At 60.2% G+C, this 635-nt stretch carries 1 protein-coding gene; it reads right to left on the reverse strand.

The annotated features are described in order from the left end of the window. Positions 1-635, reverse strand: a 635-nt coding sequence (locus VC35_RS29650) for a cadherin repeat domain-containing protein (protein ID WP_185754847.1), incomplete at both ends; no start/stop codon positions are given.

A 635-nucleotide genomic window follows, 5' to 3' on the forward strand; every position in this document is an offset into this window, starting at 1 on the left:
TCACGTCATAAACGTTGTTCGCTCCCGAATCAGTCGGCGCTTCAAAGTTGGGTGCAGAGATAAAGCTCAGCACGCCTGTGCCTGAAACGATCGAGAACTTCGCGGCATCCGCTCCGCCGACGATGCTGTAGCCCAGCGTTTGCACCGGCAGATCAGCATCGGTCGCCGCCACCGTCGTGACCGCCGTGGTGTTCTCCGCCACATTGATCGAAGCCGTCGCACCGCCACCGTTGGAGGTGATCACCGGGGAGTTATCGTTGACTCCCGTCACGGTTACCCCGATTGCCTGGTCGTCAAACAGCGTGCCGTCCGACGCCCGCACAATCACGTCATAAACGTTGTTCGTTCCCGAATCAGTCGGTGCTTCAAAGTTGGGTGCAGAGATAAAGCTCAGCACGCCTGTGCCTGAAACGATCGAGAACTTCGCGGCATCCGCTCCGCCGGCGATGCTGTAGCTCAGCGTTTGTGCCGGCAGATCAACATCGGTCGCCGCCACTGTCGAGACCGCCGTGGTGTTCTCCGCCACGTTGATCGAAGCCGTCGCACCGCCACCGTTGGAAGTGATCGTCGGTGAGTCGTTGCTACCGGCGATATGCACGGCGACCGAAGTGAGAGTGCCGTCGGCACTGTTCACC

Source organism: Pseudomonas fluorescens (genome assembly GCF_000967965.1).
In the GTDB taxonomy this organism is placed as follows: domain Bacteria; phylum Pseudomonadota; class Gammaproteobacteria; order Pseudomonadales; family Pseudomonadaceae; genus Aquipseudomonas; species Aquipseudomonas grandcourensis.